Origin of the sequence: Nonomuraea sp. NPDC048882, from assembly GCF_040649755.1 — a bacterium.
GTDB lineage: Bacteria > Actinomycetota > Actinomycetes > Streptosporangiales > Streptosporangiaceae > Nonomuraea > Nonomuraea maheshkhaliensis.
In genome coordinates, this window is record NZ_JBEZGB010000004.1 from 50,943 (window position 1) to 75,350 (window position 24,408).

A 24,408-nucleotide genomic window follows, 5' to 3' on the forward strand; every position below is an offset into this window, starting at 1 on the left:
TCCGCGGGCGCTTCACCGGGGCGCCGACAGCATGAAGCCGACCCCGCGCACGGTGTGCAGGTAGCGGGGCCGCGCGGCGCTCTCGCCGAGCTTGCGCCGCAGCCACGACAGGTGCACGTCGATCGTCTGGTCGTCGCCGTAGGTCAGCTGCCAGACCTCGGCCAGCAACTCCTTGCGGGTGACCACCCGGTCGGCGCGGGCGGCCAGGTAGGCGAGCAGGTCGAACTCGCGCCTGGTCAGCGCGAGCGGGCCGCCGTCGAGCGCGGCCGCCCGCCGGTCCACGTCCACCACCAGGCCGCCGACCTGGAGCGTGCGCGGCTCGGGCGCGGATCTGGCCCGGCGTAGCACGGCGTCCAGCCGAGCGCTGAGGTGGTCGCCGGAGAACGGCTTGACGAGGTAGTCGTCGGCGCCCGCGCGCAGCAGCCGGACGATCTCGCTCTCGTCGTCGCGGGCGGTGGCCACGATGACCGGGACGTCGGAGATGCCGCGCACCATGCGCAGCGCCTCGGAGCCGTCGAGGTCGGGCAGGCCCAGGTCCAGGATGACGGCGTCAGGCGGAGCCTGCGAGATCTCCCTGAGCGCGTCGAGTGCGCATCCCGCGCTGCGGACGACGTGCTGCCGCCGGCCGAGCTCGTGAATCATCGCCGATCTGACGAATTCATCGTCTTCGACTACGAGAACCGTCGCCATGCGCACCAACCGTACTGGGGCCGTACATAATGCGTCTCATGCGTCGAGCAATGAGATATGCCGCTATCTGGTGCGGCGCCACCGCGGTCGCGGTGTCGGTCTCGTGGTTCGGCGTGCGTGGCGTGCTGCGTAATGAGTTCGTGGACGATGTGAACGTCGAGCCGTTTCTCGCGCAAACGCTCGCGGCGGACGAGCGCGATTCACCGGCCACGCCGACTGCCCGTCGTACGACGAAGAAACCGGCTCCGGTGAAAACGCCTGCGACCACCCCCGCACCCGCTCCTGCGCAAACCCGCACACCGCCCTCCGATACGCCTTCCCCCGCGAAGCGCAGGACGACGACGCAGAAACCGGCGAGCACCCCGACGCCCAGCCCCACGCCGACCGTCGCCAAGAACCTCGAGGTGGTGAAGGTGAAGGGCGGCGAGGTGGCGTTCACGCTCGGCCCCGAGGGCTGCCGGCTGGTCTCGGCCACCCCCGTCAGCGGCTACACCGCCAAGGTGTCGCGCGCCGAGGGCTGGATCCGGGTGGACCTGGCCAAGGGCGAGCACGGCACCGGCGTGTTCTGCATCAGCCACGAACAGCGCACCGACACCTGGGAGTACTGATGCGCAGCCGACGCTGGAGCCGGTCGAGCGGCACCCAGGACACGCTCCTGCGCGCGGCCAGGGACGTCTTCCTGGCCAAGGGATACGCCGACGCCACGGTCGCCGACATCGTGGCGGCCTCCGGGATCAGCGTCGGCAGCCTCTACCACCACTTCGGCGGCAAACCGGGTCTGTTCCTGGCGTTGTGGGAGCAGTTCATGCGCGGCCAGGAGGAACGCACCTCCCGGGCGGCCAAGGCGGCGGAAGAAGCCGGAGAGCGCTTCCTGGCGGGCGCCAGGGCCTATCTGGAGGGTTCGTGGGAGCAGCGCGAGCTGGCCAGGCTGTTCCTGGAGAGCGACGGGCCGGCCGAGTTCACCGTCCTGCGCAGGCAGCGCGGCTGGGACTGGATCGGCGGTAACAAGCGCCTGCTCGGCCTGGCGGACACGCGGGAGAGCCACGTGCTCGTCGTCCTGCTGACCACGATGATGGGCGAGGCGGGCCGCGAGGTGGCCGCGTGCGAGTCGGAACGCGACGCCGAGGTCACCATCGACGAGGTGATCCGGCTGGTGAGACGGCTGCTGCCTACCTCTCCCGATGTAGGCGGGGCGTCTCCCTGAGGCCGATTCCCCGGCCCGCGCGGGATGCGACCGTGGGGGCATGGACGCACTCCGCAGGGCGCTGGGCGGGCTCTCGCTGCTGTACGCGCTGACCTTCGCCACGTTCGCGCTGCTGCACGCCGGGATCGGGCTCGGCCCCCTGCGCGAGCCGGTGATCGTGCCGGCCGCGATCGTCGAGACCCTGTGCGCAGGAGCCATGCTCGCCGGTGCGTACGGCGCGCTGGCCGGCCGCCCGGCGGCGTGGGACCGGCTGATCTACGCCCACGCGGCGGCGCTGGGCGGCGTGCTGCTGGGCATGCTCGCGCAGGCGTTCGGCCCGGGCGGCGGGACGACGCTACTGATCTGGTATCACAGCACGATGGCGCTCGCGCTGACCGCCGGCCTGGCGGTCGCGTTCTACGTCTCCAGGGTGCGCAGGTAGGCGGCGGCCTCGTCGAGCTGCTCCTCGGTGAAGACGCGGATGCCATGCTGCTCCAGCAGGGCCGTCGTGACGCCCTGGCCCGGCGCGCGCCGCCCCTGGAAGCTGCCGTCGTAGATCGACAGCACGCCGCACGAGGGGCTGCCCTCCTTCAGCACCGCCATCCGCACGCCGTGGGAGCGGGCGGCCGCGAGCGCTCCCCGCGCGCCCGACACGAACGCGGCCGTCACGTCGGACCCGTCGCTCGCCAGCACCTGGGCGGCGCCGGCCAGGACGGCCGCCCCGCCCGCCCCGCCCTCGATCTCGGCGGCCGGTCGGGGGATGGGCAGCCCGCCCTCCACCTCAGGGCAGTACGGCACCAGCCGCCCCTCCTCCCGCCAACCGGCGAGCCAGGCGTCGGAACTGGTCTTGGCGCGGCCGTCGAAACGCACCTTGCGACCCATCAGACAGGCGCTGACGAGGATCCTCTCCACGCCTTCGATCCTATGAGCGCGATCGGCAGCAGCGAGACGGCGGTCAGCGCCGCCACCGCCCAGAACGCGTACGTGAACGGCCTGGCCACCCCCGCCGTGGTGAGCAGGTGCAGCAGCCCGGCCAGCATCGCCACCCCGAACGGGGAGGCCAGGCGGACCGCGATCGTGCTCAGCGTGGTGGCGGCCGGGATCGTGTCACGTTCGAGCGTTCCGAACGCCGCCGTCATCACTGACGTGGACACCAGCCCGTGCCCGAGCCCGAGCAAGAACATCGGCGCCGACCCCGCGCCGAGCAGCACGAAGGCCACGATGCCCGCCACCGCCGCCACCACGCCGGCCGCGCCGACGCCGCGCGGCCCCCTGCTGTCGCTCAGCTTGCCCGCCAGCGGCATCGTGATCGCCGCGCCGATCCCCATCGGCGCCAGCAGCAGGCCGGCGTCCAGCGCGTCGCCGCCCTCGGCGAGCTGGCTGTAGAGCGGCACGAGCACGGTGAAGCCGAACAGCGCGGCCGAGTAGCACACGAGCGCGCCGACCGCCGCCGCGAACGTACGGTCGCCGAACAGCCGCAGGTCCAGCAGCGTCTCCCGGCCGCGCAGCGCCCGCACCGCGAACACCGCCACGAGCGCCGCCCCGATCCACAGCGCCGGATGCAGGACAGAGGCCCCGTCGCCCACCGCTGACAGCCCGTAGACCAGGGCGGCCAGGCCGGGGGAGAGCAGGGCCAGGCCGAGCACGTCGAGCCTCCGTGCGCTCGCGCCCCGCTCGCGGGGCAGCAGCACGAAGGCGGCCACGAGCGCCACCGCGCAGACCGGCACGTTGACCAGGAACAACCACCGCCAGCCGAGCCCTTCCACGATCAGCCCGCCGAGCGGCGGCCCCAGCACGGGCACCAGCATCGCCGGCATGGAGATCGTCGCCATCGCCCGGCCCATCCGCTCCTTGCCCGCCGCCTGGGCCAGCATCGCCTGGCCGACCGGCAGCAGCAGGCCCCCGCCCAGCCCCTGCACGGCGCGGAACGCGACCAGGCTCCAGACCGACCACGCCGCGGCGGCGAGCGCGGAACCGGCGACGAACAGCACGAGCGAGACCAGCCAGACCCGCCTCGTGCCGAACCTGCCCATGGCCCAGCCGGTGACCGGGACCGTCATCGACAGCGCCAGCAGGTAGCCGGTGACCGCCCACTGCATGGTCGCGAACGTGGTGCCGAACTCGCGGGCCAGGGTGCTCAGGGCGACGTTGACGATCGTGGTGTCGAGCATCGTCATCACGACGCCCAGGAGGACGACGAGGCTCGTGGCCCGGAGTGGCGATCGTACGCTGTCTCGCATGTCGTACACCGTATCACTTTCGTACGCTGTCTAGACTCGGGGGCGTGAGTTCCATCTGGTCGCGGCCCTCGCCGCCCCGCCGCCCGGTCCTGACCAGGGAGGCGATCGTGACCGCCGCCGTCGCGCTCGCCGACGCCGAAGGGCTGGACGCGGTCTCCATCCGGCGCGTGGCGGCCGAGCTGGGCGCGCGGGCGATGACGCTGTACTCCTACATCGAGCGCAAGGAGGACCTGCTGGCCCTGATGCTCGACGAGATCAGCGCCGAGGTGCTGGTCGCCGAGCCGCTGCCGGCGGACTGGCGGGAGGCGCTGCTGCTGCTCGCCCGGCGGGAGCGCGAGCTGGTACGGCGGCATCCCTGGCGGGTGGACCTGGTGCACCAGCGGGTGCCCGTGGGGCCCAACGGACTGCGGCACGTGGAGCAGAAGCTGGCGGCCTTCGACGGACTGAAGATCGACCGGCTGACGGCCTGGCGGTTCCTGGCGGTCTTCAACGACTACATGACGGGGTTCGTGATCAGGGAGGCGGTGGAGCGGGCGGCGCCCCGGGAGGAGGGGATCGACGCCGCCGAGCGGGCCGCGGTGGCGGAGCCGTACATCAGGGAGCTGGTCGACAAGGGCGAGCTGTCCCGGCTGGCGCCGATGATCGAGCAGGGCGTGCGGGGGGCGGACGACAACTTCGAGCGCGGGCTGGGCTGGGTGCTGGACGGGATCGAGAGCCACCTGCGCGCGTGAGGGCCGTTCGCGGCGGCGTCCAAGCTCAGTGCGTCACTCAGTGCGTCGCTCAGTGGCGTCGCTCAGTGGCGTCGCTTCGTGGCGTCGAGGGGATCGTGCTGGGTGACGGCCTTTCGCGCTGGTGGACGGGTTCGGCGGCGGCCTTTCCCGGGAGCGTCGGGGGCGGGCGATAGCCTTACCCCCGATGAACACCACCGTCTCCACGATCGTCATCGCCGGCGCGCTGCTGCTGATGCTGGCGAGCCTGATCGTCGCGATCCGCAACCGGCCGATGGGCATGGTGCTGCTGGTCGGTTTCGCCCTGCTTGAGGTGGCCGTCCTGGTGCAGGCGGGCTTCGTGATCGCGGCCGTGGCGGGCGGCGCGGGGCCGGACGACAAGGCCACGTTGTTCGGGTACGTGGGCGGTCAGGTGCTGATCCCGCCCGCCGGGGTGTTCCTGGCCCTGGCCGAGCGGAGCAGGTGGGGGCCCGCGATCCTGACCGTGGCCGGGTTCGCCATCGCCGTGATGACGGCCCGGCTGCTGCAGATCTGGCAGGGGACGGCGTGACGAGCTCGATCGGCACCGGGCCCGGACGGGCACTGATCGCGGTCTACGGGCTGTTCGCCCTGGCAGCGGGGGCGCGGGCGGCCGTGCAGATCGCGGGCAGGTTCGGCGAGGCGCCGCTGGCGTACTCGCTGTCGGCGTTCGCGGCGATCGTCTACATCCTGCTCACGGTCGCGCTCTGGCGCGGGGCGCGCCGGCTCGCGCTGATGTCGCTCGGCATCGAACTGGGCGGCGTGCTGCTCATCGGCACGGCCAGTCTGATCGATCCGGCGGCTTTTCCCGACGAAACCGTGTGGTCGGCGTACGGCAAGGGTTACCTGTTCATCCCCCTTGTTCTGCCTCTGGTGGGCCTGTACTGGCTGTGGCGCCGGCGTTAACGCGTCAACCGCATGGGCAGTGCTTGAACCCATGAGCACGATCGAACACTCCGAAGATGTCAATGTCCCCGTTCGCGCGGCCTACAACCAGTGGACGCAGTTCGAGGGCTTCCCCGAGTTCATGGAAGGAGTGGAGTCGGTCAAACAGATCGGTGACACCCGTACGGCATGGGTGGCCGAGATCGCGGGAGTGCGCCGCGAGTTCGAGGCCGAGATCACCGAGCAGCACCCCGACGAGCGGGTCGCCTGGCGCAGCACCGACAAGCCGCACCATGCGGGCGTGGTGACCTTCCACCGCCTCGACGACAACACGACCAGGGTCACGCTCCAGATGGAGTACGACCCGGACGGCTTCATCGAGACGGCGGGCGACTGGCTGCAGCTCGTCCGTATGCGCGTCGTCGGTGACGTCAAGCGGTTCAAGACGTTCATCGAGTCGCGGGGCGGCGAGAGCGGCGGCTGGCGCGGCGATGTGCCCGGCCCGCACCAGCAGGGCTCCGGCCTCGGCGAGAGCGACCGGCCGGTGCCGCCCGGCACCGTGGGCGGCGGCGCCCCCCGGCCCGGCGGAACGCTTCCGCCTCCCGGGCCCGCGGTTCCCGGCACGCCGGGCCCGGCGACCCCCGGCGCTCCCGGGTCCGTGCCTCCCGGCGGACAGCCCCCGGAGGGCCCCCGCCCCGTGATGTAGGGCCGCCGGACAAGGGGCTCATAGCTCCCAGCTGATCGATCGAAGACCCCCGGAACGCGATCTGGGGGTCTTCTCATGTCATGACCAGGAATAAACGCATATTTCGTCCCTGTTAAGGTGAGCATTCATCCCATGACTTGATGAGTGGAGGACCTTCCCCGCATGACCGTGCTCGCCCAAGAGTCCCGAGGCAGAACCGCCCCTTTGGCCTGGCTGCTCGTGCTGGGAATCGTGCTCGCCGCGCTCAACCTGCGCACCGCCGTCACCAGCGTGGGCCCGCTGCTCGATCAGCTCGCCGGCGCGCTCGGCATGTCGAGCGTCGGCACGGGGTTGCTCACCACACTACCCGTACTGGCCTTCGCCAGTGTCGGAGCGATCACCCCGACCCTGGCCAGGCGGCTCGGCGAGCACCGCCTGCTGCTGCTCGCCCTCGTCACGCTGGGCGTGGGGCTGCTGGTCAGGTCGATGGTCGACTCGGCCCCGGTGTTCCTGCTGGGCAGCGCGGTCGCGCTGTCCGGCGGGGCCGTCGGCAACGTGCTCATCCCGACGCTCATCAAGCGCCACTTCCCGGCCCGTACCGGGATCATGACCACCGTCTACACCACGGCCCTGGCGGCGGGCACCATGCTGGCCGCCGCCGCGACCGTGCCGATCGAGCGCGCGTCGGGGGATTGGCACATCGCGCTCGGCGTGTGGGCGGCGCTGGCCGCCGTCGCCGTCATTCCGTGGCTTGCGCTGCTGCGCAGTGAGCCGGAGCGGGACAGAGGCGGCCGGAACGTGGGCATGCGCCGGATGGTCGGCAGCAGGCTCGCCTGGATGGTGGCGATCTACTTCGGCACGCAGTCGATGATCGCGTACATCATGTTCGGCTGGCTCGCCACGATCCTCACCGACAACGGCTACAGCACCTCGCAGGCCGGGCTGATCCTCGGCGTCTTCACCGCGCTGAACATCCCCGTCTCGATCCTCGTGCCGCTGATCGCCTCGCGTTTCCGCGACCAGCGGCCCACTGTGGTGGGGCTCGTCGTGTTCTACGCGACCGGCTTCGCCGGGCTGTGGTTCGCCCCGGCCTCCACGGCGATGATCTGGGTGGTGTTCGTGGCCATCGGGATGGGCTCGTTCCCGCTGGCGCTGATGATGCTGGCCCTGCGCACCCGTACGCCGGAGTCCACGGCGGCGCTGTCGGCGTTCGGCCAGAGCGCCGGATATCTCATCTCGGGCGCGGGGCCGCTGCTGGTCGGCGTGCTGCGGGAGACGACCGGGGGATGGGCGCTGCCGTACACGATGATCTTCGTGGTGCTGGTCGCGCAGCTCGTCACCGGTCTGTACGCGGGGCGCGACCGTTACCTGGAGGACGAACGGAGACCGGCTGGAACAATGACCGGGTGAAATCCACCGTCGTCACCTTCCCCAGCGGCCTGACCAGCGGCCGCTCCACGATCGCCGGGATCGTGCCGGTGGGGGACCGGCACGGTCTCGTCGTCGCCGAGACGCCGTTCCATCCCCTCGACCACACCTGGCCCGACCAGCCCGCAGACCGGGGCACGATCGGGGGCCTGCCGGTCGTCGACTGTGTAACAGGGGCCCAGTCGAACACCGGTGAGGTCTTCCTCGGCGCCGACATCCCCGCACGGAGGGGCGCCGAGGGCTGGGAGTGGCTGGTCGTCCACGTGAGCGAGGAACCGCTGCCCGAAGGGGCGGAGGTGGAGCTGTCCGTGGACCCGGCCTACCGGGCGGCGCTCTCGGCGGGCCACACCGCCTGCCATCTGGCCGCGCTCGCGCTCAACGCCGCGCTGGCCGGCCGCTGGCGCAAGGAGGTGCGGCCCGACTCGCTCGGCCGTCCCGACTTCGACCAGGCGGCGATCACCTCCTCGCGGATCGTGCCCGGCGGCAGCGTCGACGTCTACCGTCTGGGCAAGTCGTTGCGGAAGAAGGGCTTCTCGGCCGAGGATCTCGATCCCGCCGAGGTCGCCGGCCAGGTGAACGACCGGCTGACGGCATGGGTGACGGCCGGCGCGCCGGTCCGGCTGGAGGCGCCGGGGCCCGAGCTCACGGCACGCAGGACCTGGCACTGCGCGCTGCCGGAGGGCGAGGCGTCCATCCCGTGCGGCGGCACGCACGTGAGCCGGACCTCGGAGCTGGGCGGGGTCGAGGTCTCCCTCGCGTTCGCGCCGGAAGAGGCGACCCTCACCATGCGAACCACCGTACGGACCGCCGTCCAGCCGTGACGCGGACCGCTGCGCGAGCCACTGAAGGCTCATCATCTGTCAGCATCTGTTGACAAGCGGGTGCTTGTCAGCACATGCTGACACCATGGAAGTCACGGAGCTCGCCGAGGCGGCGGCGGGAAACGATCCCGGCACGGGTCTGGCGGCGGTGGCCGCGCTCAGGGCCCTGCTGGAGGAGCTGGAGGCGGTGCACGTGTCGAGCGCCCGCGCCCAGGGCTGGTCGTGGGAGCAGATCGCCGACGCGCTCGGGGTGCGACGCCAGTCGGCGCACCGCAAGCACGCCCGGCGGACGGGGAGGTAGGAGCATGTTCGCCAGGTTCACCCAGGATGCCCGCCGGGCCGTGGTCAGGGCCGGGATCCACGCCCTCGACGCCGGGCGGCCCGCGCTCGACGCCGGCCTGATGCTGCTGGGGGTGGCCGAGACCCGGCCGTTCTCGCTGCGGTCCTTCACCGCCACGGCGGACGGCGTGCGCGAACGCGTCGGCGTCGGCGACGCCCGCGCCCTGCTCGCCACGCTGGGCATCGACCTCGACGAGGTACGCCGCCGCACCAGGGGCGGCACGGACGACCCGGAACTGTGGACTCTGCGCCGCTCGGCCCTGCGCCCCTTCCGCGTCACCCTGTACGGGCCGTTGGGGGAGATCCCGCTGGCCATGCACGCCAGGAAGGTGATCGAGGTGGCGCAGTGGCGGCCGGGGCCGGTCACGGGGGAGCGGCTGCTGTGGGGCCTGCTGGCCGACCACCGCAACGGCGCCGCCCGCATCCTCCACGAGACCGGCGTGGACCTGCGCGAACTGGCCCGCGAAGCCCACATCCCCACCCGCCGCGCCGCCTGACCACCCCGTTCCGCGGGCGGTGCGTCTTGGGTGGAGGAGCCGTCAGGCGGCCGGGTCGTCGTCGCCGGGGTTGTCGTCGGCTGGAACCGGCTGCAGGTGGGCCACCTTCTCCGGGTTGGCGATCAGGTAGATCGTCTCGATCCTGCCGTCCACCACCAGCAGCGTCATGACGGTGACCACGCGCCCGCCCGCCGAGATGGTCAGGGAGGGCGCGTTGTTCAGCATCGCCACCCCGAACGACAGGTCGTGGATGTCCGACATGCCGATCGAAGCCATGAAACGGGCGATGTTCACCGGGGAGCTGATCGACATCAGGTAGCGGCTGACGTTGTCGGAGCCGGTGATGACCCGCAGCGCCGCCTTGGCCTTGCCGCCGCCGTCGGAGATGATGTTCACCTGGTCGGACAGCAGCGAGATCAGCCCGTCCACGTCGCCGTCGGTGGCCGCCCTGATGAACTGCTCGGTGATCCGCCGGCGCTCCTCCTGGTTCACCTCGAAGCGGGGCCGCTTGTCGCGCACGTGGTCGCGGGCGCGCCGCGCGAGTTGCCTGGTGGCCGGCTCGGCCCGCCCGATGATCTCCGCGATCTCGGTGAACGGCAGGTCGAACGCCTCCCGCAGCACGAACACCGCCCGTTCGAGCGGCGACAACGTCTCCAGCACCACCATCAGCGCCATCTCGACGGAGTCGGCCAGCTCGGCGTGCTCGGCGGCGTCGGGAGTGGTGCCGATGGGCTCGGGCAGCCACGGCCCAACGTACGACTCCCGCCGCGACCTCGCCCAGCGCAGCCGGTCGATGGCCAGCCGCGAGGTTACCCTGATCAAGTACGCCTTGGGATCGTCGACGCCCGCCTCGTCCACTTTCGACCAGCGCAGCCAGGCCTCCTGCACCACGTCCTCGGCGTCGGCGACGCTGCCGAGGATGCGGTAGGCGACTCCGGTGAGCAGGCTTCGATGATCTTCAAAGGTCGTCATGACTCTTAAGACGTATCATGCGGCTTCCGGCGTGACACGAGCGGTGCCGATCTCCGTTACACTTGTTGATCGCAAGGGGCTATGGCGCAGTTGGTAGCGCGCCTCCATGGCATGGAGGAGGTCTGGGGTTCGAATCCCCATAGCTCCACCCACTTGAGCACGACGGCGGTGCCCGTTCCGGGCGCCGCCGTTTCGCATTTCCCCTGGCGGGTCACTCGCCGAGGACGGCCAGGTAGTGCGGGTTGCGCATGATCCCGAGCACGTTCCCGAACGGGTCCACCACCGACGCCGTGACGAACCCCTCGCCGTCACCCTGGTGCGTGATCGGCTGATACTCCTTCGCGCCCATGCTCAGCAGTCGCTCGAAGGTGGCGTCGAGGTCGTCGACGTGCCAGTGCATGACCGCGCCCGCGGGCCGGTCCGTGGCGCCGGGCGGGGCGTACCGGCTGTCGATCAGGCCGAACTCGTGCTGATAGTCGCCCAGGCGGAACTCGACGTAGCCGGGCCTGCGGTAATAGGGCTTGACGCCGAGGAACTCGGCGTACCAGGCCGTGGCGGCCTCCAGGTCGGCGGCCCAGAAGGTCAGGGTGGCGAATCCGCGGAGCATCTCGGTTCCTCTCGTCCAGTGATCGTCCGGTGGTTGTGCGGTGGTTGTGCGGTGGTTGTGCGGTGGTCGTCCGGTGGGTCGGAACTATGATGCGCCCGGAAAGTGCTCATCGAATGACTACTTTTCCGGAGAGAATGGCGGGCATGCGAGCCGATCGACTGGTGGCCGCCCTGCTGCTCATGCAGGCGCGCGGCCGGGTGACCGCGGCGGAGCTGGCCGAGGAGCTGGAGGTGTCCGTCGCGACGGCGCGCCGCGACCTCGAAGCGCTGTCCACGGCCGGCATCCCCGTCTACCCGCAGGCGGGCAGGGGCGGCGGATGGTCGCTGCTGGGTGGCGCGCGGACCGACCTCAGCGGGCTCACCGCGCACGAGGCGCAGGCGCTGTTCCTGCTCGCGGGCCCGGCCGCGCCCGCCGCCCCCGAGGTCAGGTCCGCACTGCGCAAGCTGCTGCGGGCGCTGCCCCAGACGTTCAGAGCGGACGCCGAGGCCGCCGCGGGGGCGGTGGTCGTCGATCCCACGCGCTGGGGCGAGCCGGAGAAGGAACGGCCCGCGCTGGTGCGCGTCCTCCAGGACGCGGTGGTACGGCGGCGCAAGGTCAGGCTCGCGTACGAGGGCCGGTCGGGGAGAGGGTCCCGGGCCGAGCGGGTGGTCGAGCCGTGGGGGCTCGTGGCCAAGGACGACGTCTGGTATCTGCTGGCCGGGACCGAGCGCGGCCGGCGCACGTTCCGGGTGGACCGGATCGCCGGGGCCGAGGTGACGGAGCTGGAGTTCGAGCGGCCGGACGACTTCGCGCTCGCGCGGGAGTGGGAGGAGGTCGTCGCGGAGATGGAGCGGCGGCGTTCGACGGTCTCGGCGACCGTGCTCATCTCCGCCAGGTTCCTGCCCGTCCTGCGTGACCATTTCGGGCGTCACTTCGAGGTCGTGGGGGACGAGCCGGACGGCCGCGTCAGGGTCCGGGTGGCCGCTCCCATGCCGCTGACGATCGCCGAGCAGCTGGCCGGGTGGGGCGCGCGGGTCGAGGTCGTGGAGCCGGAGGAGGTCAGGGCCGAGCTGGCCAGGATCGGCGCCGAACTGGTCGAACACAACCGTCCCCGAGACGACGCAGGCGGGTGACGCGTCTCCGCACAGTGCGTTCCCGAACTGTCGCGTTCCCCGGCCGTGCGTTCTCGGGCGGCTCTCCGCGAGGGCGTCCTGGCGACAGGGCGGACGAAAGGGGACGGGCCGGAGGGTTTCCCCTCCGGCCCGTTCTATCTCAAGCGGTCAGCGACCGCCGAGTGTCCTGCGCCAGTGGAAGCCGCCGGGCAGGTTGATCGTCAAGGTCCGCCGGCCGTCCGCCGCCCGCGTCACCCGGAACAGCCGGTTGCCCCAGCTGTGTCCGACACCGCGGCGCGACAGGTTCAGCCGTAACGGACCGACCTTGATCGACTTGCGATAGCTCCAACCCATCGCTTTCCTCCAGAGATCGCGAGGAGGTCCCGCTACCCCGGAGACGGCGCGTCTACCGGTTTTCTCGCGCCTTAGTAAGGTCCGTGATACCGGCGGGAGCCGAAGGTCTTACCCACGTGGAAGCCGCCCGGCAGCCGCACGGTCACGTGGCGGCGGCCGTCGGGGGTGGCCGAGACGTGGAAACGCCGGTTGCCGAAGCTGGAGCCGACACCGTGCCGCGACAGATTGATCCGAAACGGCCCGACCTTGATTGACTTGCGGTAGTGCCAGCCCATGTCGCTCCTCCGCCACTCGTACGCTCACCGGGAAGAACGTCCGGGACGACGACCGGGTTCCCGGCACCGGTGACACGCCGTCCGAGCCCGGCGGCCCCTGAACTCACGTCCGGTTGGGGCTCCCGGCGTACGGTGGTGGGCAGCCTGGACAGGAGGGACCCACCTGATGATCGTGATCGCGCACCTGAGCGACGTCCACATCGGCGCCACACCCGAGAGCGCCGGCCGGTGCGACGCCGTCATGCGTTACCTCGACGCGCTGCCCGGCGACCTGGACGCGGTCCTCGTCACCGGCGACATCGCCGACCACGCGCTGCCCGCCGAGTACGAGGCCGCCGCCAAGCTGCTCACCTCACGCCATCCGATCCTGATCGGCCCCGGCAACCACGACCGCAGGCCGGAGTTCCGCCAATTCCTGCTGGGCGAGGCGCCCTCAGAGGAGTCCACAGACGAGTCCACAGGGAGGCCGGTCAACCAGGTGCTGCGCACCGGCAGGGCGGTGTACGCGATGTGCGACTCGTCCATCCCCGGCCGGGACGACGGCCACCTAGACGACGAGACCCTCGACTGGCTGGAGGGCGTGCTGGACGGCGCGGACCTGCCGGTGTTCGTGGCCTTCCACCATCCGCCGGTGACGCTGCAGAGCCCGCCGATCGACGCGATCAGGCTGCACGAGACCGGGCGGCTGGAGCGGCTGCTGGCCGGTCGCGCCGGCGTGCCCGCCGTGCTGGTGGGCCACTCCCACATGGCCGCTGTCACCACGTTCGCCGGTCGGCCGCTGCTGGTGGGCGGGGGTGTGGTGTCCACGCTGAAGCTGCCGTGGGAGGGCGCCGTCAGCTTCGACACCGGCATCTCCTACGACCAGCCGCCGATGGTCGCCTTCCACGTGCTCGACGACGAGGGCCGGCTGACCACCCACTACCGCGTCGTCCAGTAGCCGGACCGGCGGCGGGGGCGGGCCGCGCGTGAAGAGCCCGACGGTCGGGGCGGGCCCAAGGAAGAGCCCGCCCCGACCGTCGTCACCGCTCTGTGAGCTCGATGAACGTCACCGAGTACGCCGGGAAGTCGTAGGTGAAGGCCGAGGAGAAGCCGTCCACCTGCTGCCGCCGCGGCGCCACCCGCTCCGGCTCGGAGATCGAGTTCATGTCGGAGGGCGAGCCGGTCAGCGAGGTCACCGTGGCGTTCGGCCGGATCCGCGCAGAGCCGAGGTCCACCCGGGTGCGCACCGCCGTGTCCTGCGCGTTGACGACCTTGACCGTCATCTTCCTCCCGTCCCTGGACACCACCTGGTACAGCGGCTCCACCCGTGAGCTGTCCACGAACTCGTTGACCTTCTCCCCGTCCAGCCAGGTCGTGATCGTGCGCCCGCTGACCTGGACCTTCAGGCGGTAGTCGCGGCCCGTCTCGACGGTGTGGGAGGAGGTGGCGATCTGGGCCTTGCCGCCGTTGACCGCCTTCTCGACGGCGGATTGCGTGTTGCCCCAGCCGCCGACGTTCCACCAGTAGAAGTCGCCGGTGCCGCGTACCCCGAACATGACCAGGAAGCCCTCGGCGCCGGCGGTCTTGCGGGCGGTCACCTCCATCGTGTAGTCCGACCAGCCGGCCGAGCCCGCCGTCGACCTGGCGTCCTCGACCTGGGCGGTCTGCTCGTAGCCGCCGTCCCGCACGGCCCAGGTGCCGAGGCCGGGCGTCCAGCCGGGGGCTCCGGCGGAGAAGTCCTCGGACAGCAGCACGGTCCCGTCCGCCGCGGTCACCTTCACGTCGTCGTAGCGGACCGCGGTGTTCCACGCGCCCAGCCCGACGCCGCCGCTGATGTCATCGACCGGCCTGACCTCGCCCTCGAACGTGCTCGGCACCACCCGCTCGCCGGCGTTCGTGGCGAACAGGCGCTGGACGTGGTAGCTCGGCGACCCGTACGCCTGGTCGTTGTCGAACCAGATCAGGTCCGGCGTCCAGTCCACGTAGTCGACGTTGGCCAGCAGCGGCGCGTACGACGCCAGTCGCACGACGTCGGAGTTACGCTCCAGCCCCGTCATGTACGCGGCCTCGGACAGCGCGTTGAAGAACGTGTTGCCCCTGGAGGCGTACTCGCCCACGAACACCTTCGGCCCCTCGCGGTCGTAGGAGTCGTAGCGGCGGGCGTTGGACAGGAACCAGTCGGTGTTGTTGTAGTAGTGCTCGTCGACCAGGTCGGCCTTCTGGTCGCGGGCGAACTGCCACATCCGGTCGAACCAGGCCCCCTGCGACGTCTGCCCCGAGTTACTGATGATCTTGATCTTCGGGTACCTGGCCCTGATCGCGTCGGCGAACTTGGGATAGTTCGCGAAGAACTCCGGATAGATCTCCTCGTTCCCGAGCCCGATGTACTCCAGCCCGAACGGCTTCGGATGCCCGAGCTCCGCCCGCTTCCTCCCCCAGGGGGAGCTGACCGGCCCGTTGGCGAACTCGATCAGGTCCAGCGTGTCGCGCACCCATCGGGCCAGCCCGGTCTCGTCGGTCAGCGGCCGGTTCTCGCCGCACCCGTTCACGCCCACCGACAGCACCGGCAGCGCCTTGGCCCCGATGTCCTCGGCGAACTGGAAGTACTCGAAGTAGCCGATGCCGTAGCTCTGGTTGTAGCCCCAGAAGTTGAAGTTCGCCGGCCGCTCCTCGACCGGGCCGATCGTCTCCTTCCACTGGTAGATGCGCCGCCGGTCCTGGGCGGCGGAGTACGGCTCGTACGTGCCGACGTTCGTCACACAGCCCCCGGGAAAGCGCAGGAACCGCGGCTCCAGATCGGCGATCATCTCGGCCAGGTCGGTCCGCATGCCGTGCCCCTTGAAGGTGTCACGGGGGAACAGCGAGACCATGTCGAGGTCGGTCCGCCCGGCGGGCGCCCGCACGACCAGCCGGCCGGCGTCGGTGCCGCCTGAGGCGGTGAACGACGCCTTGTACCTGGCCCAGCCGCCGGCCTTGACCCGCAACGTGGCCTGGCCGAGCACCGTGCCGCCGTCCTCGACCGTGACCGTCAGCGTGGCGGGCTGAGCCCGCCTGGCCCACAGCGACAGGTCGTAACGCGCGCCCTGCTTCAGCGGCAGGCCGCGGTTGAAGCCGGCGTTGGCCGCCCCGGCCGTGCCGTCGCCGGTCACGTCCAGCCGCAGGTAGTTGCGGTTGGCGGCGTTCAGCGGCTGCTCGCCGGTGACGGTCAGGGCCGCGGTGGCGCCGCGCTCGACCTTGCTCCAGGCGGTCAGCCCGGTGTAGGAGCTCTCGTCGGTGGCGTTGAACTCGAACGAGCGGTTCTGCACCAGCTCGGCGTAGAGCCCGCCGTCGGCGGCGTGGTTGATGTCCTCGTAGAAGACGCCGTACAGGTCGGGGCTGACCTTCGTGCCCTTCGCCCTCGTGTCCACGCCCAGCTCGCCCGAGGTGTAGCCCTCGACCCGGAACTTGGTCGCGTCCGCGCCCATGACGAGTCTTCCGCCGGAGACCGAGACGTTCCGGCCGCCCGAGGACATGGTGACCTTGCCGCCCCCGGCGTCCTTGAGCTGGAAGACCGAGCCGCGCGCGCTCAGCCGGACCGTGGCCGACGCCTCCAGGTACCTGCCGCTCGTCACGTCCTTGAGCCTGATCCCGTCGCCGTCGCCGTCGCCGTCGCCGTCGCCGTCGCCGTCGCCGTTGGGCTCGGCGGTGACGGCCAGGCCGGTCATCGGCGCCTCGGCCGAGGCCCGCACCGTCCCCGAGCGGTCCGCCGACAGGTACGGCCGCGCCGCCGACCGCAGCGTGAACGTGCCCTCGGGCACCACCGGCCCGCCCTCGGCCGCCTTGATCGCGAGGTAGTCGAACGCGACCCCCATGGACGTGCCGTTCTGCGCCGACAGCCCGAAGAGCCCGACCTGCCCCACCGTGAGCCGGGCGGTCATCCTGGACGCCTGCACCCACGCCGAGCCGTCCCAGTAGGAGGAGACGAACTCGTCGCCGGTCCCGGCCAGCTTGACGATCTCGGCGGTGGAGCCGGGCCTGGCCGCGAAGGCCGAGGTGAAGGCCGCGCCGACCTCGGTGGCCGTCTCGATCACCGGCCCACCGGCGAACCCGACGTGGGCCAGGCCCGCCCGTACGTAATTGTCCCAGTCCTGCCAGGCGAGCAGCCCGGCGCTCTGGAAGTCGAGCGCGACCGGCGCGCTGAGCTTGGTGACGATCTCGAAGTCGCCGTCGGGCACGTCCACGAGGAAGAGGTTCCTGGCGTTGTTGGTGCCCTGGTGGGTGTCGCCGGTGAGCGTGTCCAGCCGCAGCGCGCCGTCCGACAGGCGGTAGCGGGAGTCGTCCGGTGAGAGCACCGTCCAGTCCGGGCCGAGCGTGGTGCCGTCGAACTGGTCGACGACGGCGCCTTCCGGGATCGGCTCCGCGAGCGCGGACGTCGGCGTGGAGGCGGCCGAGGAAGGAGCAGGGGAAGGCGGCGGCGCCACCAGGGAACCAGCGACGAGCAGGGCGGATAACGCGATGCGCAACATGAGTGGGGGAGCTCCTCAACTGTTGTTAGCGTTAACACAGAAGTGAGCGTTAACAACGGCGATTCGCGACAAGTTAAGGACCCCTCAGGGGCTCCGTCAAGGGCCTTCCGTGTAACCCGACCGTAATCCGGCGGACCCTTGACGGGACGGGTTGTTAGCGTTCACAGTCGGGGCCAAGCCAGGAAGGGAGCACGGCCGTGGGATCCACCCTGGGGCGCCGCCTGCCGGTCATGGCCGACGTGGCCAAGGAGGCCGGCGTGTCGCATCAGACGGTTTCGCGCGTGCTCAACGATCATCCGAACGTGCGCAGCGAGACCCGCACCCGGGTGCTGCAGGCGATCGACAAGCTCGGCTACCGCCGTAACCTCGTCGCCCGCGCCCTGGTCACCAAGCACTCCAGGACGCTCGGCGTGGTCAGCTTCGACACCACGCTGTACGGCCCGGCCAGCACCGTCTACGGCATCGAGCAGGCGGCCAGGGCGGCCGGCTACTTCGTCAGCATCGTCAGCCTCAAGTCGATCGACAGAGCGGGCGTGCGCGACGCCCTCGACTACCTGACCGACCAGGGCGTGGACGGCATCGTGGTGGTCGCGCCGCAGCGCTCGGCCGCCCGCGCCCTGGCCGACCTGCCGCTCGGCGTCCCCACGGTCGCCGTCGAGGGCGGCGAGGCGGGCGAGGTGTCGGTGGTCAGCGTGGACCAGGTCGAGGGAGGCAGGCTCGCCACCGAGCACCTGCTCTCGCTCGGTCACGAGACGGTCTGGCACGTCAGCGGCCCCTCCGACTGGCTGGAGGCCGAAGGTCGCGTGGCCGGGTGGCGGGCCGCGCTTGAGCAGGCGGGCCGCGAGGCCCCGCGCCCGCTCGCCGGGGACTGGAGCCCTCGTTCCGGATACGAGGCGGGGCGCAGCCTGGCGAGCATAAGGAACGTCACCGCGGTCTTCGTCGCCAACGACCAGATGGCGCTCGGCGTGCTGCGGGCGTTCACCGAGCAGGGGGTGAGAGTGCCCGAGCGGGTGAGCGTGGTCGGTTTCGACGACATCCCCGAGTCGGAGTTCTTCTCGCCGCCGCTCACGACCATCAGGCAGGACTTCGGCGCCGTGGGCAGACACAGCATCGAGGTTCTCGTACGGCAGCTCGAAGGCGGTCCGCAGGAGCGGGAGCGGCTCGTGGTGCCGCCGGTGTTCGTCGCCAGGGTCAGCACGGCCCGGGCCTGACGCCGTAACGGAAGGCAGGAGGCGCTGGCATCCGACCAGGGTTGTTAGCGTTCACATTCAAGGAAGGGACCCCCCACGTGTTAAAGAGGATCTCGGCGTTGGTGCTGGCTGGGCTCACCGCCATGGCGGTGACGTCCTGCGGCGGTGGCGGCAGCACGAGCGCGGGCAGCGGCGGTGGTGGCGACAGCACGATCACGATGGGCTTCTCCCAGGTCGGTGCGGAGAGCGGCTGGCGGACCGCGAACACCAAGTCCGTGCAGGAGTCGGCCAAGAGCGCCGGTATCACGCTCAAGTTCTCCGACGCCCAGCAGAAGCAGGAGAACCAGATCAAGGCCATCCGCTCCTTCATCCAGCAGCGGGTGGACGTCATCGCCTTCTCGCCGGTGGTGGAGTCGGGCTGGGACCCGGTGCTCAAGGAGGCCCAGAACGCGAAGATCCCGGTCATCCTGACCGACCGCGCCGTGGACTCCACGGACACGAGCCTCTACAAGACCTTCCTGGGCTCTGACTTCATCGAGGAGGGCAAGAAGGCCGGTCAGTGGCTGGTCGAGGAGTACAAGGACTCGACGGACAAGGTGAACATCGTCGAACTCCAGGGCACCACGGGCTCGGCCCCGGCCAACGACCGCAAGGCCGGCTTCCAGGAGGTCATCGGGGCGGACACGAAGTTCCAGATCGTCGCCACGCAGACCGGTGACTTCACCCGGGCCAAGGGCAAGGAGGTCATGGAGGCGTTCCTGAAGTCGACCCCGGACATCGATGTGCTCTACGCGCACAACGACGACATGGGCCTGGGCGCGATCGAGGCCATCGAGGGCGCGGGCAAGGTGCCCGGCAAGGACATCAAGATCATCACGGTGGACGCGGTCAAGGACGGGATGCAGGCGCTCGCCGACGGGAAGATCAACTTCATTGTCGAGTGCTCCCCGCTGCTCGGCCCGCAGCTCATGGACCTGGCCAAGAAGGTCGTCAAGGGCGAGCAGGTGCCGGCCCGCGTGGTGACCGAGGAGACCACCTTCACCCAGGAGCAGGCCAAGCAGGCCCTCCCCAGCCGTCAGTACTGATCAACGTAGACAGGGACCTTGAAGGGATTTGCCTGTGCCGGTCTTGACGATGCGGGGGATCGGGAAACAGTTTCCGGGGGTGAAGGCCCTGGACGGCGTGGACCTGCGGCTGCTGCCCGGCGAGGTGCACGCGCTCATGGGAGAGAACGGCGCGGGCAAGTCCACCCTGATCAAGGTGCTCACCGGCGTGCACACCGCCGACGCGGGCACGATCGAGCTGGGCGGCGCGCCGGTCGCGTTCGGCAGCCCGCTGGAGGCGCAGCAGGCCGGGATCAGCACCGTCTACCAGGAGGTCAACCTCTGCACGAACCTTTCGGTGGCGGAGAACATCCTGCTCGGCCGCGAGCCGCGCCGCTGGGGGCGGATCGACTGGAAGCGGATGCGGGCCAGGGCGGGCGAGCTGCTGGCGCGGCTGGAGCTGAGCCTGGACGTGTCGGCGCCGCTGTCGTCGTACTCGCTGGCCATCCAGCAGATGGTGGCCATCGCGCGGGCGATCGACGTGGACGCGAGGGTGCTGATCCTGGACGAGCCGACCTCCAGCCTGGACGCCGACGAGGTGCTGCAGCTGTTTCGGGTGATGCGGCGGCTGAAGGAGGAGGGCATCGCGATCCTGTTCGTCTCGCACTTCCTCGACCAGGTGTACGAGATCTCCGACCGGATGACGATCCTGCGCAACGGGCGGCTCGTGGGCGAGTTCATGACCGAAGGGCTGCCGCAGGTCGAGCTGGTGGCCAAGATGATCGGCCAGGAGCTGGCGGCGCTGGAGCGGCTGCACGGCGAGGCCAAGGTGTTCGACCGGCCGCTGATCGAGGCGCGCGGTCTTGGCCGGGCGGGCGCGATCGAGCCGTTCAGCCTGACCGTGCACGAGGGCGAGGTGGTGGGCCTGGCGGGGCTGCTGGGCTCGGGCCGTACGGAGATCGCGCGGCTGCTGTTCGGCGCCGACCACGCCGGCACGGGCGAGGTCGCGGTGAGCGGGTCGCCGGCGTCGTTACGCACGCCGCGCGCGGCCATGACCCACAAGATCGCGTTCTGCTCGGAGAACCGCAAGGAGGACGGGCTCATCCCCGACCTGACCGTGCGCGAGAACATCATCCTGGCCCTCCAGGCCACCAGGGGCTGGACCAGACCGGTTCCGCGTGAGCAGCAGGACGAGCTGGTCGGCGGCTACATCAAGGCGCTGAAGATCAGCCCGCCCAACCCCGAGCACCTGGTACGCAACCTAAGCGGCGGCAACCAGCAGAAGGTGGTGCTGGCCAGGTGGCTGATCCTGGAGCCCAGGCTGCTCATCCTCGACGAGCCCACCCGGGGCATCGACGTCGGGGCCAAGACGGAGATCCAGCGCCTGGTGGCCGAGCTGTCGGACGGCGGCGTGGCGGTGCTGTTCATCTCCGCCGAGCTGGAGGAGGTGCTGCGGCTCAGCCACAAGGTCGAGGTGCTGCGCGACCGGCGGCTCGTCGCCGAGCTGCCCAACGACGAGGCGCTGACCACCGACGTGCTCATGGAGACGATCGCGAGCGGAGGGAGGGCGGGATGAAGCGATTGTTGTGGCCGGTCGTGGTGCTGGCCCTGCTGCTGGTCCTGAACGTGTTCTTCGCGCCCGGCTTCTTCTCGATCCAGGTGCGCGACGGGCACCTGTACGGCAGCCTGATCGACATCCTGCGCTTCGGCGCCCCGCTGATCCTGGTCTCGCTCGGGATGACGCTGGTCATCGCGACCGGCGGCATCGACCTGTCGGTGGGGTCGGTGGTGGCGATCTCGGGCGCGCTGGCGTGCCTGCAGATCAGCCAGGACGCCAGCCTGTTCACCGCCGTGGCGCTGGCGCTGGGCCTGTGCCTGGTGCTGGGGGCGTGGAACGGGTTCCTGGTCGCCGGCATCGGCATCCAGCCGATCATCGCCACCCTCATCCTCATGGTGGCCGGTCGCGGGCTGGCGCAGCTCATCACCGACGGCCAGATCATCACCGTCAACAGCCCGGCGTACAAGGTGATCGGCGGCGGCTACTGGCTGACCGTGCCGTTCGGCATCCTGATCGTGCTGGTGGTGCTGGCCGTCACCGCGTTCCTGACCAGGCGGCTGGCGCTGGGCATGCTGATCGAGTCGGTCGGCGGCAACGCCGAGGCGAGCCGGCTCGCGGGCATCAGGGCGCGCGGGATCATCATCATGGTGTACGCGTTCGCCGCCCTGTGCGCAGGCGTGGCCGGGCTGATGATCAGCTCGAACGTCTCCAGCGCCGACGGCAACAACGCCGGCCTGTGGATCGAGCTGGACGCGATCCTGGCCGTGGTGATCGGCGGCACGGCGCTGTCCGGCGGGCGGTTCTCGCTCGGCGGGACCGTGCTGGGCGCGCTCATCATCCAGACCCTGACCACGACGATCTACTCGATCGGCGTGCCGCCGGAGACCACGCTGCTGTTCAAGGCGCTGGTGGTCACGGCGGTGTGCCTCATCCAGTCGCCGTCCTTCCGCGCGAAGGTGTTGCGTAGCAGGGCCCGGCCCGCCGTGCCGGGCCCGGCGTCCGAGGAGAAGGTGCGGGTGAGCCTGTGAGCACGCTGACGCTGGGCCGGACGGCGGTGCCGGCCAAGTATCTGCCGGTGCTGGTGACCGGGTGCCTGTTCGTGGCCATGTTCGCGGTGGGCGGGTTCCGCTACGAGGGGTTCGCCAGCGGGCAGGTGATACTCAACGTCTTCATCGACAACGCCTTCCTGCTGGTGGTGGCGGTCGGGCTGACGTTCGTGATCCTGACCGGGGGCATCGACCTGTCGGTGGGGTCGGTGGTGGCGCTGTCCACGATGATCTCGGCCAGCCTGATGGAGGGGCCGGGGTGGCCGCCGTACCTGGTGATCCCGCTGGTGCTGGCCATCGGCTCCGGGCTGGGGCTGGTGATGGGTTACATCGTGCACGCCTTCGACATCCAGCCGTTCATCGTGACGCTGGCGGGGATGTTCCTGGCGCGGGGGCTGTGCTACACGATCGGCACCGACTCGATCCCGATCCGCGACCCGACGTTCACGGCGTTCGCGCAGACCAGGATCGATCTGTTCGCCGATCTGTGGATCTCGCCGAGCGTGGTCATCGCGGTGCTGGTCGTGGGGGTGGCGGCGTACGTGCTGCACTACACCCGCTTCGGCCGTTCGGTCTACGCGGCCGGCGGGAGCGAGCAGTCGGCGCTGCTCATGGGGCTGCCCGTGGGCCGGACCAAGATCACCGTCTACACGGTCAGCGGGTTCTGCTCGGCGCTCGGCGGGGTGCTGCTGTCGTTCTACATGCTCTCCGGTTACGGGCTGCACGCCGTGGGCATGGAGCTCGACGCGATCGCGGCGGTGGTCATCGGCGGAACCCTGCTGACCGGCGGCAGTGGCTTCCTGCTCGGGACGGTGCTCGGTGTGCTCGTGCTCGGCCTGATCCAGACGATCATCAGTTTCGAAGGGACGCTTCTGTCTTGGTGGACCAAGATCTTCATCGGAATGTTGCTCTTCGTCTTCATCCTGCTGCAGCGCATGTTCTCGGCCCGTTCACGGCGCTGACCTGCGCCGAAGTTACGTGAAAGTTTCCGTCCGGTTATGGTTGAACGTTGACACAGTCGTTGTTAGCGATAACAATCAGCCTGAACCAGGTGTGAACTTTGTTCTGATTCGTCACGTTCTGTGATCGAAAATCCTTCGCTATACCGGCAGGCGCCACGTCCAGCGCCGCCGCGACCCCCATGGAAAGGGATGCACATGAGGTTGGGACGGATCGGGGGCGTGGTGTCCGCCATCGCGCTCGCCGCGACCATGACGGCCTGTGGCTCCAGCACCAAGACCGTGGACGCCGAGGCCTCCACCTCGGCCGCCGCCGGCAACGCGGGGGCTCTGATCGGCGTCACGATGCCCACCAAGTCCTCCGAGCGCTGGATCCACGACGGCGACAACGTCAAGAAGCAGCTGGAGCAGCTCGGCTACCAGGTCGACCTCCAGTACGCTGAGAACGACATCCCGACGCAGGCCAACCAGATCGAGAACCAGATCACCAAGGGCGCCAAGCTCCTGATCATCGCCTCGATCGACGGCACCGCGATCACCTCCCAGCTCCAGCAGGCCGCCGACGCCAAGATCCCGGTCATCGCCTACGACCGGCTGATCCGCAACAGCCCGAACGTCGACTACTACGCCACCTTCGACAACTTCAAGGTCGGCGTGCAGCAGGCCAGCTCGCTGCTCAAGGGTCTCGGCGTCGAGGACGGCAAGAAGGGCCCGTTCAACGTCGAGCTGTTCGGCGGCTCGCCCGACGACAACAACGCCACCTTCTTCTGGAACGGCGCCATGTCGGTGCTCCAGCCGAAGATCGACGACGGCACCCTGGTGATCAAGAGCGGCCAGACCGACTTCAAGCAGGCCGCCATCCTCCGGTGGGACCCCGCCACGGCGCAGAAGCGCATGGAGGACATCATCACCAAGACCTACACGGGCAGCACCAAGGTCGACGGCGTGCTGTCGCCGTACGACGGCCTGTCCATCGGCATCCTGTCGGCGCTGAAGAGCTCCGGCTACGGCAAGCCGTACCCGATCGTGACCGGCCAGGACGCCGAGCTGCAGTCGGTGAAGTCGATCATCTCCGACGAGCAGTACTCCACCATCTTCAAGGACACCCGCAAGCTCGCCGAGCAGACGGTGAAGATGGCCGACGCCGTGCTCAAGGGCGGCCAGCCCGAGGTGAACAACACCAAGGACTACGAGAACGGCAACAAGGTCGTCCCCTCGTACCTGCTCGACCCGGTGATCGTCGACAAGAGCAACTACAAGGACGTCATCATCGGCGGCAACTACTACACCGAGGACCAGCTCAAGTAAGGGCCCG

General features: G+C 70.1%; 27 protein-coding genes and 1 tRNA gene. 20 read left to right on the forward strand and 8 right to left on the reverse strand.

What is annotated here, in order from left to right:
• Nucleotides 1-12 precede the first annotated feature (12 nt).
• Nucleotides 13-690 carry a response regulator transcription factor gene (locus tag AB0C27_RS14665; protein WP_326637378.1) on the reverse strand — a complete coding sequence of 226 codons (678 nt, stop codon included), beginning with the start codon at nucleotides 688-690 and terminating at the stop codon, nucleotides 13-15.
• A gap of 38 nt (nucleotides 691-728) precedes the next feature.
• On the opposite strand from AB0C27_RS14665, the gene AB0C27_RS14670 reads away from it, so the two are divergent.
• The 3 genes from AB0C27_RS14670 to AB0C27_RS14680 are packed head-to-tail and all read left to right on the forward strand — an operon-like array spanning nucleotide 729 to nucleotide 2,315.
• Nucleotides 729-1,298 carry a hypothetical protein gene (locus tag AB0C27_RS14670; protein ID WP_357843224.1) on the forward strand — a complete coding sequence of 190 codons (570 nt, stop codon included), beginning with the start codon at nucleotides 729-731 and terminating at the stop codon, nucleotides 1,296-1,298.
• Complete coding sequence (locus AB0C27_RS14675; protein WP_357843227.1) at nucleotides 1,298-1,894, forward strand: helix-turn-helix domain-containing protein; 597 nt, start codon at nucleotides 1,298-1,300, stop codon at nucleotides 1,892-1,894. The genes AB0C27_RS14670 and AB0C27_RS14675 overlap by 1 nt, the downstream gene beginning before the upstream one ends.
• A gap of 40 nt (nucleotides 1,895-1,934) precedes the next feature.
• Nucleotides 1,935-2,315, forward strand: a complete 381-nt coding sequence (locus AB0C27_RS14680; RefSeq protein ID WP_357843230.1) for a hypothetical protein — start codon at nucleotides 1,935-1,937, stop codon at nucleotides 2,313-2,315.
• Here the strand turns inward: AB0C27_RS14680 and AB0C27_RS14685 are convergent.
• A complete protein-coding gene (locus tag AB0C27_RS14685; RefSeq protein ID WP_357843233.1) occupies nucleotides 2,291-2,785 on the reverse strand; it encodes a DUF523 domain-containing protein in 495 nt (164 codons plus the stop codon). The two genes, AB0C27_RS14680 and AB0C27_RS14685, sit on opposite strands and share 25 nt — an antisense overlap.
• The gene (locus AB0C27_RS14690; RefSeq protein ID WP_357843236.1) at nucleotides 2,755-4,113 is read right to left on the reverse strand and encodes a DHA2 family efflux MFS transporter permease subunit; all 1,359 of its coding nucleotides are present in this window, start codon (nucleotides 4,111-4,113) and stop codon (nucleotides 2,755-2,757) included. Before AB0C27_RS14690 ends, AB0C27_RS14685 begins: the two co-directional genes overlap by 31 nt.
• A gap of 44 nt (nucleotides 4,114-4,157) precedes the next feature.
• Between AB0C27_RS14690 and AB0C27_RS14695 the strand changes: the two genes are divergently transcribed.
• The 8 genes from AB0C27_RS14695 to AB0C27_RS14730 all read left to right on the forward strand — a co-directional run bounded on the left by AB0C27_RS14695 (nucleotide 4,158) and on the right by AB0C27_RS14730 (nucleotide 9,514).
• Nucleotides 4,158-4,844: a TetR/AcrR family transcriptional regulator gene (locus AB0C27_RS14695; RefSeq protein WP_357843239.1), complete on the forward strand. Its 687-nt coding sequence runs from the start codon at nucleotides 4,158-4,160 to the stop codon at nucleotides 4,842-4,844.
• 184 nt (nucleotides 4,845-5,028) lie between these two features.
• Nucleotides 5,029-5,391, forward strand: coding sequence for a hypothetical protein (locus AB0C27_RS14700; RefSeq protein ID WP_357843242.1), 363 nt, complete (start codon nucleotides 5,029-5,031; stop codon nucleotides 5,389-5,391).
• On the forward strand, nucleotides 5,388-5,765 hold the full coding sequence (locus AB0C27_RS14705) for a hypothetical protein (protein ID WP_357843245.1): 378 nt from the start codon (nucleotides 5,388-5,390) through the stop codon (nucleotides 5,763-5,765). The genes AB0C27_RS14700 and AB0C27_RS14705 overlap by 4 nt, the downstream gene beginning before the upstream one ends.
• Nucleotides 5,766-5,796: 31 nt before the next feature.
• Nucleotides 5,797-6,450 carry an SRPBCC family protein gene (locus AB0C27_RS14710; protein ID WP_357843248.1) on the forward strand — a complete coding sequence of 218 codons (654 nt, stop codon included), beginning with the start codon at nucleotides 5,797-5,799 and terminating at the stop codon, nucleotides 6,448-6,450.
• A 162-nt stretch (nucleotides 6,451-6,612) separates the two neighbouring features.
• Entirely contained in the window at nucleotides 6,613-7,839 is a 1,227-nt protein-coding gene (locus AB0C27_RS14715) for an MFS transporter (protein WP_357843251.1), read from the forward strand.
• Nucleotides 7,836-8,678, forward strand: a complete 843-nt coding sequence (locus AB0C27_RS14720) for a metal-dependent hydrolase (protein ID WP_357843254.1) — start codon at nucleotides 7,836-7,838, stop codon at nucleotides 8,676-8,678. Before AB0C27_RS14715 ends, AB0C27_RS14720 begins: the two co-directional genes overlap by 4 nt.
• Nucleotides 8,679-8,763: 85 nt before the next feature.
• The gene (locus AB0C27_RS14725) at nucleotides 8,764-8,979 is read left to right on the forward strand and encodes a helix-turn-helix domain-containing protein (protein WP_106250424.1); all 216 of its coding nucleotides are present in this window, start codon (nucleotides 8,764-8,766) and stop codon (nucleotides 8,977-8,979) included.
• A gap of 4 nt (nucleotides 8,980-8,983) precedes the next feature.
• A complete protein-coding gene (locus AB0C27_RS14730) occupies nucleotides 8,984-9,514 on the forward strand; it encodes a Clp protease N-terminal domain-containing protein (protein ID WP_357843258.1) in 531 nt (176 codons plus the stop codon).
• Nucleotides 9,515-9,556: 42 nt separating this feature from the next.
• Here the strand turns inward: AB0C27_RS14730 and AB0C27_RS14735 are convergent, their stop codons facing one another.
• Nucleotides 9,557-10,486 carry an RNA polymerase sigma-70 factor gene (locus tag AB0C27_RS14735; protein ID WP_357843261.1) on the reverse strand — a complete coding sequence of 310 codons (930 nt, stop codon included), beginning with the start codon at nucleotides 10,484-10,486 and terminating at the stop codon, nucleotides 9,557-9,559.
• Nucleotides 10,487-10,561: 75 nt separating this feature from the next.
• Here AB0C27_RS14735 and AB0C27_RS14740 point away from each other — a divergent pair.
• Nucleotides 10,562-10,634 (forward strand) — tRNA-Ala (locus AB0C27_RS14740).
• 63 nt (nucleotides 10,635-10,697) lie between these two features.
• Here AB0C27_RS14740 and AB0C27_RS14745 read toward each other — a convergent pair.
• Nucleotides 10,698-11,093 (reverse strand): VOC family protein, encoded by a 396-nt coding sequence (locus AB0C27_RS14745; protein ID WP_357843264.1) that lies wholly within the window; start codon nucleotides 11,091-11,093, stop codon nucleotides 10,698-10,700.
• 143 nt (nucleotides 11,094-11,236) lie between these two features.
• On the opposite strand from AB0C27_RS14745, the gene AB0C27_RS14750 reads away from it, so the two are divergent.
• Complete coding sequence (locus AB0C27_RS14750) at nucleotides 11,237-12,205, forward strand: WYL domain-containing protein (RefSeq protein ID WP_357843267.1); 969 nt, start codon at nucleotides 11,237-11,239, stop codon at nucleotides 12,203-12,205.
• Nucleotides 12,206-12,352: 147 nt separating this feature from the next.
• Here AB0C27_RS14750 and AB0C27_RS14755 read toward each other — a convergent pair whose 3' ends face one another.
• Together AB0C27_RS14755 and AB0C27_RS14760 are read right to left on the reverse strand one after the other, a co-directional pair.
• Entirely contained in the window at nucleotides 12,353-12,538 is a 186-nt protein-coding gene (locus AB0C27_RS14755) for a DUF4236 domain-containing protein (protein WP_357843270.1), read from the reverse strand.
• Nucleotides 12,539-12,609: 71 nt separating this feature from the next.
• Complete coding sequence (locus AB0C27_RS14760; protein ID WP_106250416.1) at nucleotides 12,610-12,813, reverse strand: DUF4236 domain-containing protein; 204 nt, start codon at nucleotides 12,811-12,813, stop codon at nucleotides 12,610-12,612.
• Nucleotides 12,814-12,979: 166 nt separating this feature from the next.
• Here AB0C27_RS14760 and AB0C27_RS14765 point away from each other — a divergent pair, with 166 nt between their 5' ends.
• Entirely contained in the window at nucleotides 12,980-13,750 is a 771-nt protein-coding gene (locus AB0C27_RS14765) for a metallophosphoesterase (protein ID WP_357843273.1), read from the forward strand.
• Between the two features lie 82 nt (nucleotides 13,751-13,832).
• On the opposite strand, the gene AB0C27_RS14770 is transcribed toward AB0C27_RS14765, so the two are convergent.
• Nucleotides 13,833-17,297, reverse strand: coding sequence for an alpha-L-arabinofuranosidase C-terminal domain-containing protein (locus AB0C27_RS14770; RefSeq protein ID WP_357843276.1), 3,465 nt, complete (start codon nucleotides 17,295-17,297; stop codon nucleotides 13,833-13,835).
• A 230-nt stretch (nucleotides 17,298-17,527) separates the two neighbouring features.
• On the opposite strand from AB0C27_RS14770, the gene AB0C27_RS14775 reads away from it, so the two are divergent.
• The 6 genes from AB0C27_RS14775 to chvE all read left to right on the forward strand — a co-directional run bounded on the left by AB0C27_RS14775 (nucleotide 17,528) and on the right by chvE (nucleotide 24,401).
• Nucleotides 17,528-18,508 (forward strand): LacI family DNA-binding transcriptional regulator, encoded by a 981-nt coding sequence (locus AB0C27_RS14775; protein ID WP_357845246.1) that lies wholly within the window; start codon nucleotides 17,528-17,530, stop codon nucleotides 18,506-18,508.
• A gap of 77 nt (nucleotides 18,509-18,585) precedes the next feature.
• Nucleotides 18,586-19,572 (forward strand): ABC transporter substrate-binding protein, encoded by a 987-nt coding sequence (locus tag AB0C27_RS14780; RefSeq protein WP_357843277.1) that lies wholly within the window; start codon nucleotides 18,586-18,588, stop codon nucleotides 19,570-19,572.
• A 79-nt stretch (nucleotides 19,573-19,651) separates the two neighbouring features.
• Entirely contained in the window at nucleotides 19,652-21,106 is a 1,455-nt protein-coding gene (locus tag AB0C27_RS14785; protein ID WP_357843280.1) for a sugar ABC transporter ATP-binding protein, read from the forward strand.
• Nucleotides 21,103-22,116, forward strand: coding sequence for an ABC transporter permease (locus AB0C27_RS14790; protein ID WP_357843283.1), 1,014 nt, complete (start codon nucleotides 21,103-21,105; stop codon nucleotides 22,114-22,116). Before AB0C27_RS14785 ends, AB0C27_RS14790 begins: the two co-directional genes overlap by 4 nt.
• Nucleotides 22,113-23,096 (forward strand): galactofuranose ABC transporter, permease protein YjfF, encoded by a 984-nt coding sequence (gene yjfF / locus AB0C27_RS14795; protein WP_357843286.1) that lies wholly within the window; start codon nucleotides 22,113-22,115, stop codon nucleotides 23,094-23,096. Before AB0C27_RS14790 ends, yjfF begins: the two co-directional genes overlap by 4 nt.
• A gap of 195 nt (nucleotides 23,097-23,291) precedes the next feature.
• The gene (gene chvE, locus AB0C27_RS14800; RefSeq protein ID WP_357843289.1) at nucleotides 23,292-24,401 is read left to right on the forward strand and encodes a multiple monosaccharide ABC transporter substrate-binding protein; all 1,110 of its coding nucleotides are present in this window, start codon (nucleotides 23,292-23,294) and stop codon (nucleotides 24,399-24,401) included.
• Nucleotides 24,402-24,408: the final 7 nt, after the last annotated feature.